Below are 19,702 nucleotides of genomic sequence, written 5' to 3' on the forward strand. Positions count from 1 at the left end.
GGGGCCCGCCGCGTTCTACGCTGGTTTCGCCGAATCATACGCGAGTTCACCCGGTTGTCTACCCGCACCGGTACTTAACGAGTGGTCCGCTACCCGCAAGGACACACCAGGCGCGCCCGCGGACGGTACTGTCCGCGGCGCCTCGGGGACCTAGGGAGCGGGCTGCAGCAGGTCCGGCCCCAGGCCCTGCAACTCCCGCACCAGGTCGGCGCGTCCGCCGAGCCCGAACTTCACGTACATCCGGTGCAGGTGCCCCTCGACGGTGCGCACCGAGACGCAGAGTGCCTCCGCGATGTCCCGGTTGCTCTCACCCGCCGCGACCCGGCGCGCGACGACGGCCTCGCTCCGTGTGAGCTCGGTCAGGCGCCCCGCGCCGCCGGGCACCTCGAAGCGCGTGCCGACGAAGGGTGCGCCGTACCGGCCGAGGCGCCGCAGCAGGGAGCGTGCGCCCGCAGCGGGGCCGGACTCCGCCCGGAGCTCCCAGGCGCGCGTGGCCGCCTGCAGGGCGATTAGGGGGAGCCCGACGGCGGCAGCGCGGTCCGCGACCTCCCCCAGTGCTGCGCCGTCCCCGGTGCTCGCGGCCCCGGCGAACTCCGCGAGGACCAGGGCCTCCTCCCCCGGCAGGTCCGCGGCTGCCCGGGCCAGGCGGTCCGTGGCTCCGGCCGCTCCGAGCAGGACGGCGAGCACGAGGAGCTCCACCTCGCAGGCGCGGAGCCCGAGGACCCGCGCCTCGGCGAGCAGGGCGTCCAGGGGCGGCTGCTGCGGGGCGCGCAGCTCCAGCGACTCCGCCGCCGCGGCGAAGCCCCGGCCCAGGATCCCGAGGTCGAGACGTCCGCGGGGCCGCAGTGCCCGGTGCTCCCGGAGCAGCATGCCGGCCTCCTCCACCTCCCCCAGGACCGCCGCGCCCCAGGCCGCCGCCCCCACGGCGTACGGCAGCAGGAGCTGCCGGTCCACCCGTCGCAAGCGTTGGATCCCCGGCGCGAGGGCCTGCACACCCGCCCGGACGTCTCCACGCCGCACCAGCAGGATGCCCCGCAGCGCATCCGCCGGACGGAACGGCAGGACGGCCGTCTCCGCCTGCTCGAGAACGGCGAGCGCGCGACCGCCCGCCCCGGCGTGCGCGAGGACGAGGACGTGCTGGGTCAGGACGTCCTCGTACACGTGCGCGAGTCCGTACGGATCGGCGAGGACGGTCTCGAGCGCGGCCTGCGTGCACTGCGTCGCCTCGGCTGCCCGGCCGAGCAGGCCCAGGGCTTCACCGCGCAGGCCGAGGGCGACGGCGCGCAGCGCCGGCGGGTGGGTCGGCAGCCCTCCCGCGTCGGTCGGCAGGCTCCGCAGCACCTCCGCCGCCCGACCCGCGTCGAGGTGGAGCCGGGCCCGCAGGAGGTCTGCTTCGACCGCGCCGGAGGCGGCGTCCGGGGCCGGGAGGGCGTCGAGCAGCGCGAGGACAGCGGACGCGGGCGCGCCCCTCTGGCGCAGTGCGGCGCCCTGCACGACGACGGCGATCCGTGCCAGGTCCGCGGCGGCTGCGGTGCCCTGCACGACGACGGCGTCGTCCCGGGCCGGCCCCGTCGGACCGGCGTCGACCTCCGTGCCGCCGTCAGCGTGGCTGTCCGCCCCGGTCAGCAGCTGCACGGCGTCCGCCGGCCGGCCGCGCGCGGTGAGCAGGCCTGCGCGCCCGACCGCGATCGCGCGCCCTTGCCCCGGAGGCACGGCCCGCAGGAAGCGCTCCGCTGCCTCCGGCCGGCCCAGTTCGGCGGCGACCCGCGCCGCATCGAGGAGCACGGGGGCGGCCACGGGCGCCCCCGCGTCCAGGGCCCACGCGAGGTGGTGGAGGCGGTGGCAGCTGTAGGGCGGCAGGGCGTACCGGGACCCGCGGAACCTCGCGTGCAGCAGGGATCTGCGCCCGAGCGGCAGGGTGGCCCGGAGCACGTCGCCGTACAGGCCGTGGCGCAGTGTCAGCCAGTCGACTCCGGCGGGGTGGACGGCCACGAAGCGCTGGTCGACGAGGGCGCGGACGGCGTCGCCCGAGGCGAGGCGCTCGACGTCGGCCGCGGAGGCCGCCCCGGCGAGCGCCAGGAGGTCCATGACGGTGCGCTGCTCCTCGGGCATCGGCGCGAGGACGGAGGCGACGAGATCGGCGAGCGCACCGGCCGAGGAGTGCCGCACGGGGTCCAGGTGCAGGCCCAGGTGCAGATACAGGTCCGGGTCCGGGACCGCGTCCTCCCCGACCGCGGCGCCGTCGAGCAGCGCCCGGAGGAGCATCGGATTGCCGCCCGTGGCCTCCCGGAGGCGCAGCACGTCCCGCACTGCGCCCGGGACCGGGCCGGCCGGCGCGGATCCCGGAGTGATCAACGCACCCAGCGTGGCCTCGGTGAGCGGTTCGAGCTGCAGCCGGTCGAGGTAGCCCTCGGCCGCGAAGCCGTGGAGTCCGGAGGAGGGTGCGAGGGAGTAATCGGCGAACGCCACGAGCCGGATCGCCTCCGTGACCGCGAGCTGGGTCAGGAGGTAGGAGCTCTCCTCGTCGAGGAACTGCGCGTCGTCGACCAGCACCACCGCGCTGCCGCCGTCGGGTCCGCGCAGGCGATACCGGGCGGCTCGCAGAGCGGGGACGGGGCCGCCGAGCTCCCGCGCCGGGACACCGGCGAGGAGGTCGTCGAGGGCCCCATAGGGCGCGGAGTGCAGCGCGCGGGAGGCTCGCACCACGTGCCGGCGACTGCCGGGCGGCAGGGAGCGCTCGACGGCGCGGAGCAGGAACGACTTTCCCAGCCCGATCTCCCCCAGCACCAGGACACCCTGCCGGTCCCCCCGCCGCAGGACGTCGAGCAGTGTGTCGAGAACGGGTTGCCGGCAGGGCAGCAGGATGTCGGTGCGGAGGACGTTCACCGGGCTCCGACCTGGACGAGGTCCGCGAGTTCGTTGCGGCCACGCAGGTGGAGCTTGGAGAAGATCTGGTAGAGATGCCCCTCGACGGTCCGGGTGGTGACGCCGATCGTCAGGGCGATGGCCCGATTGTTCTCGCCGGCGGCGACGAGCTGCGCCACCTCCCGCTCGCGCCGGGTGAGGCGCTCGAGCGCGACACCCAACTCCATGTCCGAGGTGTCCCCGAAGAGCCCGCGGGCCCGCCGCTGCACGTCACGGAGCACTCCGCGGGCGCCGGCGAGCTGCGCGGTCTGCAGCGCCTGGGCCGCACAGTCCCGCGACAGGCCCAGGTCACCGGCGCGTGCCGCGCCCTCCATCGCCTGGGCGAACAGCTCGGCGTCCGAGGCCCCCACCGCCTTCGCGTACAGCTCACAGGTGGACGCGTAGTCACCCTCCACGCGGGCGGCCGCTGCTGACAGGGCTCCGGCGGCCCGCGTGTTGCCCGAGCGCACCTCGGCCAGCCGGTGCACCATCGCCGGCAGCAGCGCCCCCTGCGCCTCGGCAGCCTGCGCGAGGAGGCGGAGCCGTGCGGACGTCTCCGCCCGCGGGTCCCGCGGCCCGGCCGACAGCGCCCGCAGATGGCTCACCAGCGCGGTGGTGAGCCACGACGCCGGATGGGTGGCCTGCGCCCGCGGAAGGTGGCCGATCGCGGCGTCCCCCGCACCGGACCCGGCACAGCTGCTGGCGAGCGCCGCGGACGCGAGGGGCAGGAGACCGTACGGGTCCTGCAGCTCGAGCTGCCGTGCCACCGGCAGGAGCAGCGTCCGCGCCTCGTCGGGCCGGCCGTGGAGTGCCGCGTCCATGCCGGCCACGAAGTCGTCGACCAGGCCGGTGCGGTGCGCGGGCGGTGCGGAGGCGACTGCCGCCGCGGCCCCGAGCCCGTCCGCGGCGCCCACGGTGCGTGTGGTGCCCACGGCGTACCGTGCGACGGCGAGGCGCAGGCGCGCGAGGTCGGCCACGCGCCGGCCGAGCGCGGACGCGTCCACGCGCTCCTGCAGGGTGAGGGCCAGGCCCGCGGCGGCGAGCTGCTGGTCCGTGAGAGCGAGGGCCTCGCACAGCAGACCGTCGGCGAGAACCTCCTGGTCCGGCGTCCATCCGATGCGGTCGGCTCCCTGCAGCAGCCTGATGACGGCCGGGTAGTCGCCGGCGAACGCGGCCTCCTCGGCACGCTCGAGGATCACGTGCCCGCGGGACCCGGCGAGCTGCCGGCCCGGACGGTCTCCGGCGTCGGGCCGGCATCGAGGGACCGCGAGGAGGCGGTCGGCGTCGTCGAGCAGCGCCGCCCGCACCTCCCGGGACCGGCCGGTGAGGCGCGCGGCGCGGCTGCGCGCGACGAGGAGCGCGACCTGCACGGGAACCGGGAGGTCCTCGGGTGCCGCCGGCGCCCTCCGGAGCAGGTCGGCCGCCTGGTCGCCGTGCCCGAGGTCCAGGGCGGCACCGGCGGCGACGAGGAGGCGCTCCGGGTCGTCGCCGGTGTGCAGGGCGGCCAGGTCGAGGGCCCGTTCATGGAGCCCGAGGACGGTGCACCGGCGCGCCGCGGCGAGGGACACCCCGGCCGGGAGGTGGAGGCCTCCGGCCACCAGCCAGTCGGCATGCACCAGCGGGTCGAGCTCCGCCGGATCGACGACGGCGCAACCCGACGCGGTGGCGCCCGGACTCCCGACCAGGTGCTCGTAGAGCAGTGCGGCCTCCTCCGCCGTCGTCTGCTCGCGGACAGCGGCCGCGAGCAGCGGGGAGCGGAGCGACAGGGTGTCGGCTCCCCCACCGGTCCCGGTCGAGGCAAGGGGCTGGAGGGCGTTGAGGTACGCAGCCTCCGCTTCCGGTGGCGGGGACGCGGCAGCCGGTGCGCCCGATGGTGCCTCCGGCCCGCGGGCGAGGTGGCGGACGGCGGACGTGGGCAGCGCACCGGCGAGCGCGAGGGCCCGCACCATCCGCTGCTCGCGCGGGTGCAGCGCCGCCAGGGTGGCCCGGGTGGCATCCCGGACGGTGGACGGGACGGGAACCCGGCCGGGGACGGTGACCCATGCCCCGCCGCGCAGCGCGAGGCTTCGGTGGGGCAGGTCCTCGAGGGCGGCCGAGAGGTGGCGGGCGTTGCCCTCGCAGGAACGCGCCAGGACCTCGACGGCGTCGGGGGACACGGGGGCTCCGAGCGTGGCCTCCGCGATGGTGCGGATCTCCTGCCGTGCCAGCGGGGGGAGGTCGAAGCATGCCAGGTCCCCGTCGCGCCACAGATCGGCGAAGGAGATGTCCAGGGTCCGGAGTGATTCGGCGGCGATGAGCACCGACGCCGTCCCGTCGATCACGAGCCGGCTGATGACCGCTGCGGATTCGGTATCGAGGTGGGCCGCGTTGTCGATGGCGAGCAGCACGGGGCGTCCGTCGGACTGCTCGTCGAGGAGTGCCCGGACACCCCGGATGATGGTCAGCGGTTCCCGGGTGTCCCCGGACTCCAGCTCGGCCAGCAGGAAGGCGATGGCCCGGTAGGACTCTGTAGAGGCACGTCGGGAGGCCCAGATCCGCACCACGTGGTGGGTGCGGGATGCGCGGTGGGCGGCGGCCCGCAGCAGTGCCGTCTTGCCGCTGCCCTCCTCGCCGAGGAGCACGGCACCGCCCCCTCCGTGCGCGTGGATGCGCCGCAGCACGGCGTCCACCAGATCCGCCCGCGCCGCCTCGAAGGCGTGCTCCCCGGGCCGACCCGTCGTGGATGCGCCGGAGGAGCGAGTGTCCGTACCGAAGAAAGCGAGTGTTCGAGACTCCACAGTGGCGCCGTCCTGTTCCCGAATGCAGCGAAAGACCTGCACTCACCCTAGGAAGACGCCGGGAGGCCCACACGAGTGGGTCCTACCGAGGGTCGGGACGGGGTTACTCGCTTCACCCGCGTCGAATGTCGGCGGACCACTCGGAGACACGGGCGAGAACTACGTGGGCGGGCCGTGGAGTCTCCGGCACCCCGGTCCGGCCTACTTCTGGGGGTGGAACTTCTGCTGCGCTTCCAGCAGCCCGTCGCGGATGAGGAGTTCGACGGCGTCCGCCGCGTCGTCGAGCAGGAACGGCAGCTCCTTCTTCTCGACCGTACCGAAGTCCTTGAGCACGAAATCCGCCGCATCCTGGCGGCCCGGCGGACGGCCCACGCCCACGCGCACGCGGTAGTAGTCCTTGGTACCGAGGGCCTTGCTGATGTCGCGGAGGCCGTTGTGACCGCCCTCTCCCCCGCCGAGCTTGAGCTTCAGCGTGTTGAAGGGGATGTCGATCTCGTCGTGCACGGCGATCACGTGGTCGGGCGCGACGTCGTGGAAGCGCGTCAACGCGGAGACCGGGCCGCCCGTGATGTTCATGTAGGTCAACGGCTTCGCCAGGACGAGGCGGGGGCCACCGATGCCGAGGCGTCCCTCGAGGGTGACGGCCTGCGCCTTGGAGGAGGTGAAGCGGCCGCCCATGCGGGAGGCGAGGAGGTCGAGGACCATCTGGCCCACGTTGTGGCGGTTGCCGGCGTAGCCGGGCCCGGGATTCCCGAGCCCGACCACGAGCCAGGTGTCAGAGGACACCGATCCTTGCTTACTGCTCGTCGGCGTCGGTGACGACGGCGTCCGCGTCGGCGTCACCAGCGGTGGCGCCTTCGGCGGTGGCCTCGGTGTCGACGTCGGCCTCCTCGGTCTCGCCCAGGTCCTGGACCGTGGGTGCCATGAGGTTGACCACGAGGGTCTCGGGGTCGGTGAGGAGCGTGACGCCCTGGGGCAGCACGATGTCCGACGCGTGGACGTGCTCGCCGATCTGGTGGCCCTCGATGCTGACGGTGAGGGTCTCGGGCAGGTGGGTGGCTTCGGCCTCGACGAGGACCGTGGGAGCCTCGAGGTTGAAGGCGACCTCGGGGGCCGGCTCGCCTTCGACGTGCACGGTGACGTCGACCTGAACCTTCTCGCCGCGGCGGACAGTCAGGAGGTCGAGGTGCTCGACGATGCGCTTGAGCTGGTTGCGCTGGATGTCCTTGACGAGGGTCAGGTGGTCCTGGCCCTCGATGTCCAGCGAGAGCAGGGCGTTGGGGGTGCGGACGGCCAGGGTGGTGGCCTTGGCGGGCAGCAGGACGTGGATGGGGTCGGCGCCGTGGCCGTAGATGACCGCGGGGATCATGTTGGCGCGGCGGGCCTGACGGGCCGAGCCCTTGCCGAACTCGGTGCGGACGTGTGCTGCGAGCTTCTGCTCGGACATGGCTTCTCCTGAAGAACGATTGCGGCTCATCGCACTGGCGTGAGCACTGGGACAAGAGCCGGGGCGGAAGGAACACGCGAGTGGGCAGTCGTCTAGAAACCAGTCAAGGTGCTAGCCACCGTCGATCACGGAGTACGGCCGGACATCCTGCAGTCCGGCCCGCTCCCTCGCCTAGGCATCGCGATCCATCGTACAGGACCGGGGAGTGAGCCTGGGAACGGACCGCAGGTACGATCATCGGGCAGGCAGCACACATCGCACCCCGGCTATATCGATCAGGATCTCGGCCATGACAACCGGCACCCCGTTTCGCATACTCACGGTATGCACAGGCAACATCTGCCGGTCCCCCATGGCGGAGCGGCTCCTGCAGGCAGGGCTGGACGACCGCCATCCTGGGCAATTCGTGGTCGAGAGCGCGGGCACCGCGGCTTTGATCGGCAGTCCGATCGATCCTCGGATCGCCGGGCTGGTCCGCATGCTCGGCGGCACGACGGACAACTTCTCGGCCCGCCACCTCACTCCGGAGAACCTTCGCAACGTGGACCTCGCACTCGCCCTCACCAGGGATCACCGCCGTCATATCGTCGAGATGGCGCCCACCATGCTGAAAAGGACCTTCACTCTGCGCGAGTTCGCACGCATTTTTCAGCAGCTGACCCTCGATGAGGTTTTGCCTCCAGCTGACCGCTGGCGAGCAGCTCTACCCCTGGCACTTCGCGCGCGGTCGTCGCAGGCGGCGCCCGGACTGGACGACGTCGTGGACCCGTACCGCCGCAGCGACGAGGTGTACCAGGAGATGACGACTCAAATGGTCCCCGCCCTGCGAGCGATCGGCCTTCCGATCACGTAGCAACGCGACCACCCCGCCGATCATCCGTCTGGCTCATGGTGCAGCGGCGGTGCGACACATCAGAAGGCCCCATGACGGCTGACAACGGCCTTGAAGGTGCGCAGGAGGATGGTCAGGTCACCAAGGGACGACCAGTTCTCCACGTAATACAGGTCGAGTCGCACGGACTCGTCCCAGGAGAGCAGCGACCGGCCGCTGACCTGCCAAAGCCCCGTCATTCCCGGACGGACGAGCAGCCGGCGGTGAGCCCGAATGTCATAGCGTTCGACCTCGGCCGCGAGAGGCGGGCGAGGGCCCACCAGCGACATCGAGCCGCCTAGCACGTTGAACAACTGCGGCAACTCATCGAGGCTGAATTTGCGGAGGAGTCTGCCTGCTTTCGTGATCCGCGGATCGTTCTTCAATTTGAACAGGACTTCGTTGCCCTCGTGGTTGTCGCGGAACTGATCCAGCCTGGCTTCAGCGTCGACCACCATGGTGCGGAACTTATACATCTCGAAGCGCTCACCGGCAGCACCCACTCGTTCCTGACGAAAAACAATAGGGCCCGGCGAGTCCAACCGGACGACCAGGGCGATCACGGCAAGCAGCGGCGACGCGGCGATAATCAGCAAGGTTGCGCCGATGATGTCAGTGGTGCGCTTGACGAAGCGCTGGCCCTTCTCGAGATTCGGGGTGGAGACATGGATCAGCGGAAGGCCCGCTACCGGGCGGGTGTGGATGCGGGGACCGGCAACATCCGTGAGCGCGGGCGCCATGATGAGACGAATATCCAGGTCGGCAAGCGCCCAGCCGAGTGCCCTGATGGTCTCGGGGGCGAGCTGCATGCTGCTCGAGAGCGCTACCGCATCAGGGCTGAACGCCCTGATGTCGGAGATGATGTCAGCGGCCTCGACTGCCCTCCCGACGATCTGCAGGTCAAGGTTCTCGGCAGTGCTCGCGCCGAGTTCAACCCCTGGGAGGTAGGCCCCGATCGGAATATAGCCGGCCATGGGCTGCGCTCGAAGGGAGTCGGCCAGATGCTGCGCGCCGCTAGAGCTGCCGACGACGAGGACACGAAGACAGCTCCTGCCGTGTTCCCGCTCGATATGGAGGAAGCGGCGAACAATGACCCTCGACAGAAGGAGCATGATGAGTCCGGCCGGTAGAGCAACACCTACATATCCGCGAGCGGTGTCGAACTGCAACGCATAACTGAAGATTGCGACGAGGCCGAAAAGAATCAGGGATGCACTGACGACTCGCTTGTACTCCTCAGTGCCGTGTCCCAGCACGGTTGCCTCGCGGCTCCCCCGCAGCGATAGCGTCGCCCACCACCCGGCTGCGAGCACGAGGGACAGGATGATGTAAGGCTGCCCGCGCGCGCTGAGCCGTTCCGTTTCGGGTACGCCGAACCGGATGATGAGCGCTCCGACGGTTGCCCACAGGACGACAGCCGCATCGACGACTGCCAGCCGCCGCCCATACCGTTGGGCCCAACCATCACGTTCCCTGGTTCCCACCGATTCCCCATCCCCGGAGCATGCCGCGCATCAGCACCGTGCAGCTCATCTACTCTGCGACGGCACGCGGGACGACTCGCTCGTCGATGTCGGACGGACGATCACGGGTGGATCTCCTGGCGACTGGTCGCGGGCCCCCCACGACGGACGGGGCTTCCGATTGGTACGAATAGTATCCGTACGTATAGGCGCCGGGGCCTTTGCTGGGCAGAAAATTGATGATCACACCGAGCAGGTCGGCGTTGACCATCTTGAGGTTCGCAAGGGACTGCTGAAGGTTGGGCAACCGTATCTTCGACGAGCCGATGACGAGCACCACGCCACCAACCTGCTGTGCGAGCACCGCAGCATCAGTGACCGGAAGGAGCGGAGGCGCATCGATGATGACTGCGTCGAACTTCTGCTCGAGGCCGGTGATGAGGTGCTTCATGGCGTCAGAGCCCAGCAGTTCGCTGGGATTCGGCGGGATCTGGCCGGCCGTCAGGATGTACAGCTCGTCGTCCCCCCAGGGCTGTAAGAGGTCCTCGACATCAGCCCGCCCGATCAAAGCTGTGGTGAGGCCGGCATTTCGCTCGAGGCCGAGATATCCGTCCATGCGCGGGCGCCGGAGGTCTGCGTCCACCAGCACCACTGATTGCCCGCCCTGAGCAATCGCGATTGCCAAGTTCGTCGCAGTCGTGGTCTTGCCTTCTCCGGGCAGTGACGAGGTCACAAGGATGGCCTTCGACTTGTGGCTCACATGCGCGAACTGCAAATTGGTGCGGATCTGCCGAAATGATTCGGCACGCGGACTCTGATGTGGAGCCTGCGTCAGCAATGGTTTCCTCTGCGCGTCCGCATCGAAGACGATCCCACCGAGCATAGGAGTGTCCGAAACGCGACGTAGGTCCCTCTCGCTCCTGACCCGGGTATCGAGCGTCTCCCTGAGTAGAGCGATCGCCACACCTAGCGTCAGACCGGCAACCAGACCGAGCACCAGATTGAACGGCACATCGGGTGCAACAGGAGTCGCTGGCGCGATCGCGGGAGTAATCACTGACAGCCGCACCGGCGATTCCCCGCCGTCCAATGGCCGTTCGAGATCGTCGACCGTCCTCACCAGGCTGTCTGCAGTTGCCTGCGCAACGTCAGCCGCGTCTGCCGGAGAACCGCCCTCAGCAGTGATCGTGATGAGCACAGTGTTGAGATCGGCTCGCGCTTCAACTGTCTCAGCGAGTTCGAAAGGGCTGACGTCGAGCCCGAGATTGTCGATGACCGGCTGGAGTACCGCTGGGGTGTCCACAGTCTCGATGTAGGACTGCACCCGCGCCTGGCTGAAGGAGTTGCCCGACTGCAGGTCCTGCACGGAACCCGAGCTTTGAATAGCCACGAACAGTTGCGTGCGCGCCTCATAGGTGGGCTTGATCGCCATCGAGACGGCCCCCGAGATCAGCACACCGAGAATTGCCGCCACGACGATCGTTCGCCAGGCTCGTCGTAGAACGCGCCAGTAGTCACCCAGCTCCAAAACCGAGACCCTCCTTGGTGCGCACACTCGCGGTCCTGGTCCGCAAGTTAGGCCAATGATAGCCCTCCGGATTGCCCCTTCCACGAAATACCCGCAACGCAATCACCTTTTCGGTTGCCCGGTCCCGAAAAAGACCCGACACATAGAGAGGACGCGGTTTCCCGGTACCCGCAGGCGCGTCCCTCAGTCGCTTCCCGCTGGTTGTCGTAGATTTGGGCACCTGACGAAGACCAAGGTGCAGGGAAAGGAAGGAACGTGGTGCCCGGATCCCTGACTGTCCTCCATGTCGTCGAAAGCTTCGGTGGCGGAGTCGCCACAGCCCTTTTTCAGTACTGCGCCGCCACCCCCGAGTTTCGCCATCATCTTCTTCGGACCGAGAGGATCGGGAATTTTGTCGACAGCGGAGAAACCGAGCCTTTCGAATCGGTGTCCGACCTTGACATCAGCCCACCGGCTGCGATCGTCACGATACGGCGGTCCATTCGCCTCCTGCGGCCCGATGTCATACACGCGCACTCGAGTATCGCCGGGCTTTACGTACGCCTCGGCGTCAGGGCGAGCCCGACGCGTCCGATCGTCTACACGCCGCATGGCTATGCGATGGAGCGCCGGGACGTATCATCGGCGACCCGCGCGGCATTCGGCCTCGTAGAAAAACTGCTCGCCCGAAACACAAGCGCCTATGCCGCTTGTTCTTTTCGAGAGCAGGAGATAAGCAGCAGAATCGGCGGGTCCGCCAAGGTCTTCTACGTCCCGAACGTTGCTCCTCCCGTAAGCGTCGAATCGGTTCCCGCCAGGCGCAACCGCCGCGGGCACCACTTCCTCGTGGTGGCGACCGGGCGGCTCACCGCGGCACGGGACCCTCACTACTTCGCTGCGGTTGCGCGATCAGTCAAAGCAGCGGCACCGGATATAACGTTCAAGTGGATCGGTGGAGGAGAACCCGGTTTCGTGGAGGAACTGGCGGCTCTCGGTGTCGAGGTCACCGGGTGGCTACCGAGGAGCGAGGCTCTGAATCTGCTCTCGGAGGCGGATGTGATGATTCACCCCGCAGCCTGGGACGGATTCCCGATGGTACTGCTCGAGGCGAATAAACTGCGGATCCCGAGCTACGTTCGCGACATACCGGCGTTCGCAACAGTCCCCAGGGGCTTGGTCGCGCGGAGCCCGGATCATCTCGCTGCAATGATCATCACCGCAGCGAGTGACCCCGAGCAGGTCGAGAAGGCACTCGAAGAATGGGACGCGTTCCTCCAATTCAACACCACCACGGAGCAAGCGCGACGACTGGGTGCGGCATATTATGCAAGCATGGAGCCCCGCTAATGCCCACCGAGGTCCTGCCCGTGCTTTGCCGCGCGCCATGATGCCACAGACCTCGACTCCTCCTTCTCGCCGAGGACTGGTTCATTGACGTCGCTCATGCAGCACGCGAGACATCGGGCGACCGATACCCGCGCCCCGATGGACGGCAGCACGGCGGCGCGCCATTTCATTCTGACGGTCTCCCTCGTCGGCGGAATTTTCGTGGCCGTTTTCGGGCGCGATCTGCTCCCCGCGACCTATTTCAACGACGAACAATACATTCGGCAATTACTGGACCGGACGGCGCCGAGCGATCAAGGATCTTTTTCCTTCACCGCCTCAACCTACGCGACGCTCCGGCTGGCCGGGAGCCCTCTGCTGGCGAGCCTCGCCTCCTTCGGCCTGTTCCTGCTTCTTGTCTTCAGGGCGCTCGGGTGGTCGGAACTCTGCCGGGCAGGTCTGCCTGTCTTTCTCACCGTCTGCGGTTCGGTGCTGCTGGGTTCGGTCTACCTCGCTCAGTACAGTAAGGAGTTCCTGGTCATAGGTCTTTCCATCCTCTTCATCGAGACACGGAGACACTGGGCACTCGAAGCTGTCTGGCTGGCGTGTGCCCTGCTCTATGGATATTTCGTCCGGGACTACTGGTATCTCGTCGTGGTCCTGTATATCGCCTTCAGATTGACAACGTGGAGAACCCGCGGGCCGATGCCCTTGATCGCCGGTGTCGTTGCGGCTTATCTCACGTTGACCGTGGCTTTCGAACAGTTCATCGGTGTGTCGCTCGTACACTTCAGGACGAGCGTCCAACTACATCTCGATTCGACGACCATGATTCACGACCCGATCACGAGTTCGAACTACCTGATGCAGTCCGCGAACGCGATACTGGTCCTGGTGATGCTGATCGTTCCTTATCCCCTGCTGATGAGCCTTCAGGTCCTGCAGACCATCCTCGGAGCATATTTGACCTTGTTCAGCTTCGCATTGCTCCGACCGCTCAGATCGATCCTCCGCAGGTCCCGTTCTGCCTTGGTGCACGGCGGCGGGGTGAAACCTCTATGCTTGATCGCCTCCTTCCTGGTGGTTCAATCAATATTCGAACCCGATTACGGTTCCTACATCAAGCATCTGCTGCCGATGATTCCAATAGCGTTGCTGATGACGAAAGAGGCGAGTGACACGAGGTCTGGGATCACCACGGGGGATTGATATTCGACGGAAGGCGGAACAGTGAGAGTCCTGGTCATTCATTGGGGAAGGACCGGCGGGGGTGTGAGGTTTGCCTACGAGGCCGCAAAACACCTGTCGGAGCTCTCCGATCTCGAGGTATTCGTGTCGTATTCCGTGAATGCCGAGATAGCTTCCTGGTGGGCGCGTCTGGGGGTGGCGCAGCACAGGGTCACCACCTTCTCCTCCCGCAGGTCCTTGATTGCCACTGTCCTGTCGCTTCCGATCAAGGCGGTGCAACTCCACCGGTTCTGCCGGCGGCATTCCATCGACGTCGTCTTCTCGCCCATGGAACAGGTCTTCCAGGCAGCCGTCGCCCCATCCTTCAGGTGGAGCGGTCGGAAGTACATACTCGGGATTCACGACGGGAATCTTCATCCGGGAGAGGAGAGCGCGGCGCGAGAGGCACTTCGCGCCTACGATCTCCGCTTCGCCTCGTCGTACGTGGTGTTCTCCGATGAAGTCGGAGACCTCGTGGAGAAGCGGACGTCGAATGACCCCAAGAGAATCCTGAAGATGCTGCATCCGTCCCTATCTTCGAATGACGTCTCGGCCCGCACGCTCAGCGCCGGCGCCGAGATCGTACTAGGTTTCTTCGGCCGCATTCTGCCCTACAAAGGTGTCCCCTTGCTCTTGGAGGCCGGCGAGATACTCCGAAGCCGTGGTCACAATGTAGTCGTCAGGTTGTATGGACAGGGTGATGTGACCGTTTCCAGTCACTTGATGACCGCTCCGCTCGTGCAGGACAGACGGGGGTGGGTGGCTGAGGAGTCCATCGAGGAAGTGGTCGACGGCTTCGACCTCCTGATCCTGCCGTACATCGAGGCAAGCCAATCGGGAGTTCTCGCGGTTGCGGCCGGTCGCGGAATTCCTGTGGTTGCCACTCCGGTGGGTGGCTTGGCGGAACAGGTGATCGCGTCTGGCGCTGGAGTCGTGTCGACCGCCGTATCGGGCCAATCGATCGCTGATGCGATCGAACGGTTACTCGCGAATCCACTCGCCTATGCCGCCCACTCAAGAGCCGGTATAGCGACCGGGAACGGCTCGATGTCGTGGCGGGCGGCTGCAGAGAGATTCTCGACGGAGTTCTCGCTCAGCGTGGAGGCTACACCGGGCGAATAGCGCACATGTTCGAACACTGGCTCCCAGCACGCTCGAATAGTGTGTCAGCCGCATCTCGGTGGGAAGCGCACCTGTCTTTCGGACCATTCAGTCAGTCGATACTGAACGAGGGAAATTGCAGATCGACGTCGTGCAGCCCGGCGAGGAAGAGTCGTCCTGAAGGAACCGATCGCGCCCCGGCCGAGCGGCGTCGACCCGAGGGGCGTGTGGGGCGGGGCGCGCGATGTTGCCCTAGCATCGACCGAAGGCGAAATCCACTGGGTGCTGCCTCGGTCGGAAAGCACGCTGGTCAGTCGGAGGGAGACAGCTCGTTGACATACCGCGTGATCCACGTGTCCGCCATCCTCGTGAACGCCGCATGCGTGACAGTGGTGCAGGCGTTGGCGATATTCAGTCTCTCGCCGGAAGAATACGGCAAGTTCTCCTTGGCCTACATACTGTACGCAGCCGGAGTCTCGCTGGTGCACGCGGTGGTGTGTGACGCCTGGCAGAGATCGACCAGGCAGCGCATCGTATCGTCGTGGGGACAGTATTCAGGGGCACTCGTGAGCCTCGTTGCGGTCGTGACGGTCCCGATGTGCGTTCTTCTCGCCTCACTCGGATTTGGGTGGTCGAGTCTCTGGATCGGGTTCGCCGTCTTCGCGAACCTTTGTCGCCTCGGGACGCGCTATCATGCCGTCGCGAATGACGAGCATCGCTACGTGGTCCCCGCGGACGCCCTGGGGCTGATCACCACTGTGGCCACGTTCTACGCAATGATCCACTTCACCGGCCCGTTCCAGTCCGTTGTCGTGTCATGGGCCCTTGGTGGTCTTGTCGCGCTCCTCGCATCACGACCCCTCAGGTTCAGGCGACGAGCACTACGCCAGTGGGCGATATGCAATGCTGCTTCGATAAAGGCCCTCGGCAGGGATGCAGTCCTGGTCGACGCGACCGCCATCGGGGTGCCCTTGTTGATGTCCCCGTTCCTCGGGCCGGTGAACTTCGGGATATACCGGAGCATGTCGAGCACAGCCATCCCCGTACGACTGGTGCTCAACCCGCTACGGCCGAAGCTCATGACCCAGCCTCCAGGCTATTTCTTCGAACGGAGCAGATTCTTCCTAGTCCTCATGACGGCGGTGCTCTTCGGGGCCACTGTCTGGCTGACGCTGTCGGTCGTGGCGAAGGGGGGCCTCTTCGCAGGTGGCGTCCTTGCTGCTCTGAGTGCATTCGCGCTGCCGGCCGCGGTCTACGTTTCTGCCAGTTTTGTGAGTTCTTTGTTCTACATCAGCAATAGATCACACTTGTCGAACCGCTCGCTGGGCGTCGTGGGTCTTGTGCAGTTGGCCCTCGTTGTCGGTCTGCCCATCGGTGGCTTCTTGATCGGAGGACTGCCGGCGCTGATCGTCGCCTTTGCGCTCACTTCCGTCCTGCACGCCTGTATCCATTGCCTTGCTGCCTTCAACCATGCGCGTGGTTAGCGTTCCTGGCCAAGGGTCCGTCGGATGCCTTGCCCTCGTGGCCGGGACAGACGGACGGGTCGGCCGATCCTCCCGCTCCTGCGTCTGACGCAGACCTCCAGCACCTCCGAGCCGAGGGTGCGCCGTTCCGTCCCCACCCTCGATCACGCTCGCCCCATCGAGGCGCAGGTGTGGGATCCCTCAAAAACGAGCAAGTAGTAGCTGCAAGAACGTAGGTAGCTACTACTCGTGTTGGTTGCCTGAGTCATCTCTACGTTGTGGGGAGAAGATCTACAACTGCTGGGAACCTGATCGGTCGACTCGTTGCCGAACCTTCGCTCTCTGCCACGGCTAGGTCTTCCGCGCCCGGGCCGTCCGCCTGGGCGTGTCACTAATTCGAGGACCAGCGCGTATTCCAGCGCGCGCAAAACGTCCTCAACAGGGGATAGGGCGCACAATGGCACGTCGATTCAGCACCACAGGGAGAAATTCGCGGACGGTGATGCGCCGGTCAGCAGCATCCATCACAGCTGGCGCTCTTCTGGCTTCCCTGCTCATGGCTACGCCAGCCGCAGCATTACCCATTGCCGAGGTTCCGGCGAATACAGCGGACTGGGCAACGACGCCCTACTCTCCGCTCGATCCCGCGGAGGTGGCTGCCCCGGACAACGACCTGCAGCTCTCCTTCGACGGGAACGCCGGCGGCCTGAACGCTGCCGGAGACGTAGGAACCGGGTTCACCATGGTGCAGCCTTCGTCCTCGGATCCAGCGTATTACGTCCCCCAGAATCTCCAGGTTGCCAACGGCAATCTGAATATTGCTGCAACCAAGGGCATCGCCTATCTCAAGAACGGCACGGCCCCCAATGACATCGACAAGAACAAGCAGGACAATACGCTCGGCGTCGGACTCACCGCCAGCGACAACGTGCTGCGCTTCACCACCACCCTGAAGAGCCCGACGAACTCCACGTCCTCGGCCCAGGCCGGGATCTGGTTCGGCCCGACCGACGACGACTACGTGAAGCTGGTTCTGGCATCTCCCTCGGATACGGGCCGCCAGATCCAGCTGTCACGGGAAGTCGCCGGAGTGACCAACCAGGCAGTCGGCGGCGACCAGCGCAACTTCGACCTCACGAAGGCTGCGCTCGGCGACCAGGACGTACAGCTGATCCTCGACATCAACAGCGTGACCAAGAGCGCCATCGCGAGCTACAAGATCGGTGCCAGCGCGGTGACGTCCCTCGGCACCGTGCCGCTGCCAGCCAACTTCTTCGACGGGACGCTCCTTTCTGCGGATGTACCCGACGTCGACTCCTTCGGCGGACTCTTCGCCACGAAGCGGAACATGACCGCGACCAGCACAGTCATCTACGCGTTCCAGGACTTCTCGGTCACCGAACTGGACGCCACCGCCCCGGCCGCGCCGGGCGATCTGACCGCTACGGCTTCACCCGACTCGGTCGCGCTTGCATGGGCTGCCCCGGTCGACACCGACGTCGCCGGGTACCGTGTCTACCGCTCCGGAACCACTCCGGTGGACACCGGCGGAACTCCCGTTTCCGGTGCAGACCTGCTCACCGACCCGTCCTTCACTGACGAATCGGTATTCATCGGCAGCACCTCGCACTACGCGGTCGTAGCAGTGGACGCCGCCGGCAACGTCTCCGCGTCCGCGGAGTCCGGAGCCGTCGTCCCCCCGGCTCCCGCCGGCACGCTCGTCGAGAAAATCAATTTCCAGCCCGCGACAGCAACCACCACACCCGAAGGTTACGCGGGCGATACGGGTGCTGCGTACGACCCGGACCGCGGCTCCGGCTGGATCACCGAGGATGATCGCGCGCCCTTCGACTTCTCCCTGAACACGAGGGTTCGGACGGGCAACCCCGACCCACGGCTCACCTCGATCATTCACATGCAGTACGGCGACATCTCGTCCGCGTCCGACGCGAACGGAGTCCGCGCGGAGAAGGGTGTCTTCGAATACGACGTGCCGAACGGGACCTACAACGTCGTCGCTGCAGTCGGCGACACGGGCGCCGGCGTCACCAACGGTTACGACAGCAAGCACCTGGTGCGGGCCGAACAAACGGTGATTCTCGAGGAGTTCACCGGATCCGCTGCACGGCAGTTCGACGAAGCTTTCGGAACGGTGGTGGTGACCGACGGCAAGCTCACGATCGACGCGGTCGGCGGCACCAACACCAAGCTCGCCTACATCGATATCTACTCCGTGGTCGAGGATGTTCAGGTTCCTGCTGCTCCGACCGGGGTCCAGGGCACTGCCGGCGAGTCCGGTGTGGTGCTGGAGTGGACGGCGTCCGAGGGCGCTGCCGGGTACAACGTGTACCGCGGCACCACGGCCGAGGTTGCCGTGGATGGGACCCCGTTGAACGGGGCTGCACCGGTATCCGGTGAGTCGTTCACGGACGAGAGTGCCGCTGCTGACACCACCTACTACTACGTGGTGGTCGCGCTCAACGCCGACGGCGACGCCTCCGACCCCTCGACCGCGCTCGAGGTCATCGTGCCCGCCGAGGATGTTCAGGTTCCTGCTGCTCCGACCGGGGTCCAGGGCACTGCCGGCGAGTCCGGTGTGGTGCTGGAGTGGACGACGTCCGAGGGCGCTGCCGGGTACAACGTGTACCGCGGCACCACGGCCGAGGTTGCCGTGGATGGGACCCCGTTGAACGGGGCTGCACCGGTATCCGGTGAGTCGTTCACGGACGAGAGTGCCGCTGCTGACACCACCTACTACTACGTGGTGGTCGCGCTCAACGCCGACGGCGGCGCCTCCGACCCCTCGACCGCGGTCGAGGTCACCGTACCCGCCGAGGACGGGCCAGAGCCAGGAGCGTGTGCTGTGGGTCAGTGGGAGGCCGAGTACTTCCTGGGCCAGGACCTCGGCGGGGCTCCTGTGAAGATCGACTGCGCCGATGACATCAACCAGGAGTTCGCCGACGGGGCAGGGCCTGCGGGTGTCCCATCGAACGACTACTCGATCCGATGGACGAAGACCGTCGCCGAAGGCGCCGGGACCTACGAGTTCAAGGCACGCACCGATGACGGCGTGCGTATCAAGGTCGACGGGCAGCTGATCCTGGACAAGTGGTTCGGGCAAAGCGCCAACGAAACCTACACCGTCGCCTCGGTCCTACCGGAGTCCGCGGTCGTGGAAGTGGAGTACTACCAGGGCTACGGCAAAGCCTCCGCCGACATCTCCTACACGAAACTCAACGACGGCTGTGCTGTGGGTCAGTGGGAGGCCGAGTACTTCCTGGGCCAGGACCTCGGCGGGGCTCCTGTGAAGATCGACTGCGCCGATGACATCAACCAGGAGTTCGCCGACGGGGCAGGGCCTGCGGGTGTCCCATCGAACGACTACTCGATCCGATGGACGAAGACCGTCGCCGAAGGCGCCGGGACCTACGAGTTCAAGGCACGCACCGATGACGGCGTGCGTATCAAGGTCGACGGGCAGCTGATCCTGGACAAGTGGTTCGGGCAAAGCGCCAACGAAACCTACACCGTCGCCTCGGTCCTACCGGAGTCCGCGGTCGTGGAAGTGGAGTACTACCAGGGCTACGGCAAAGCCTCCGCCGACATCTCCTACACC

General features: G+C 67.0%; 12 protein-coding genes. 6 read left to right on the plus strand and 6 right to left on the minus strand.

Annotated features, from left to right (window positions below; genetic code table 11):
- Positions 1 to 150 precede the first annotated feature (150 nt).
- The 4 genes from ACSGDB_RS03635 to ACSGDB_RS03650 all read right to left on the minus strand — a co-directional run bounded on the left by ACSGDB_RS03635 (position 151) and on the right by ACSGDB_RS03650 (position 7,128).
- Entirely contained in the window at positions 151 to 2,886 is a 2,736-nt protein-coding gene (locus ACSGDB_RS03635; protein ID WP_434992913.1) for a LuxR C-terminal-related transcriptional regulator, read from the minus strand.
- Positions 2,883 to 5,681, minus strand: coding sequence for a LuxR C-terminal-related transcriptional regulator (locus ACSGDB_RS03640; protein ID WP_434992915.1), 2,799 nt, complete (start codon positions 5,679 to 5,681; stop codon positions 2,883 to 2,885). The genes ACSGDB_RS03635 and ACSGDB_RS03640 overlap by 4 nt, the downstream gene beginning before the upstream one ends.
- Before the next feature lie 201 nt (positions 5,682 to 5,882).
- Positions 5,883 to 6,467 (minus strand): aminoacyl-tRNA hydrolase, encoded by a 585-nt coding sequence (gene pth / locus ACSGDB_RS03645; protein WP_434992916.1) that lies wholly within the window; start codon positions 6,465 to 6,467, stop codon positions 5,883 to 5,885.
- Between the two features lie 10 nt (positions 6,468 to 6,477).
- Complete coding sequence (locus ACSGDB_RS03650; RefSeq protein ID WP_434992917.1) at positions 6,478 to 7,128, minus strand: 50S ribosomal protein L25/general stress protein Ctc; 651 nt, start codon at positions 7,126 to 7,128, stop codon at positions 6,478 to 6,480.
- 289 nt (positions 7,129 to 7,417) lie between these two features.
- On the opposite strand from ACSGDB_RS03650, the gene ACSGDB_RS03655 reads away from it, so the two are divergent.
- Positions 7,418 to 7,981, plus strand: a complete 564-nt coding sequence (locus ACSGDB_RS03655) for a low molecular weight phosphatase family protein (protein ID WP_434992919.1) — start codon at positions 7,418 to 7,420, stop codon at positions 7,979 to 7,981.
- Between the two features lie 59 nt (positions 7,982 to 8,040).
- Here ACSGDB_RS03655 and ACSGDB_RS03660 read toward each other — a convergent pair whose 3' ends face one another.
- The gene (locus ACSGDB_RS03660; RefSeq protein WP_434992920.1) at positions 8,041 to 9,483 is read right to left on the minus strand and encodes a sugar transferase; all 1,443 of its coding nucleotides are present in this window, start codon (positions 9,481 to 9,483) and stop codon (positions 8,041 to 8,043) included.
- A 49-nt stretch (positions 9,484 to 9,532) separates the two neighbouring features.
- A complete protein-coding gene (locus ACSGDB_RS03665) occupies positions 9,533 to 11,017 on the minus strand; it encodes a polysaccharide biosynthesis tyrosine autokinase (RefSeq protein ID WP_434992921.1) in 1,485 nt (494 codons plus the stop codon).
- 231 nt (positions 11,018 to 11,248) lie between these two features.
- Between ACSGDB_RS03665 and ACSGDB_RS03670 the strand changes: the two genes are divergently transcribed.
- The 5 genes from ACSGDB_RS03670 to ACSGDB_RS03690 all read left to right on the plus strand — a co-directional run.
- Positions 11,249 to 12,316 (plus strand): glycosyltransferase, encoded by a 1,068-nt coding sequence (locus tag ACSGDB_RS03670; protein WP_434992923.1) that lies wholly within the window; start codon positions 11,249 to 11,251, stop codon positions 12,314 to 12,316.
- Between the two features lie 84 nt (positions 12,317 to 12,400).
- Positions 12,401 to 13,504 (plus strand): hypothetical protein, encoded by a 1,104-nt coding sequence (locus tag ACSGDB_RS03675; protein ID WP_434992925.1) that lies wholly within the window; start codon positions 12,401 to 12,403, stop codon positions 13,502 to 13,504.
- A gap of 63 nt (positions 13,505 to 13,567) precedes the next feature.
- A complete protein-coding gene (locus tag ACSGDB_RS03680) occupies positions 13,568 to 14,644 on the plus strand; it encodes a glycosyltransferase family 4 protein (RefSeq protein WP_434992926.1) in 1,077 nt (358 codons plus the stop codon).
- Positions 14,645 to 14,967: 323 nt separating this feature from the next.
- Positions 14,968 to 16,107, plus strand: coding sequence for a hypothetical protein (locus ACSGDB_RS03685; RefSeq protein ID WP_434992928.1), 1,140 nt, complete (start codon positions 14,968 to 14,970; stop codon positions 16,105 to 16,107).
- A 535-nt stretch (positions 16,108 to 16,642) separates the two neighbouring features.
- Positions 16,643 to 19,702, plus strand: a 3,060-nt coding sequence (locus ACSGDB_RS03690; RefSeq protein WP_434992930.1) for a PA14 domain-containing protein, incomplete at its 3' end; no start/stop codon positions are given.

The organism is Arthrobacter sp. Ld5 (genome assembly GCF_051172775.1).
GTDB lineage: Bacteria > Actinomycetota > Actinomycetes > Actinomycetales > Micrococcaceae > Arthrobacter_D.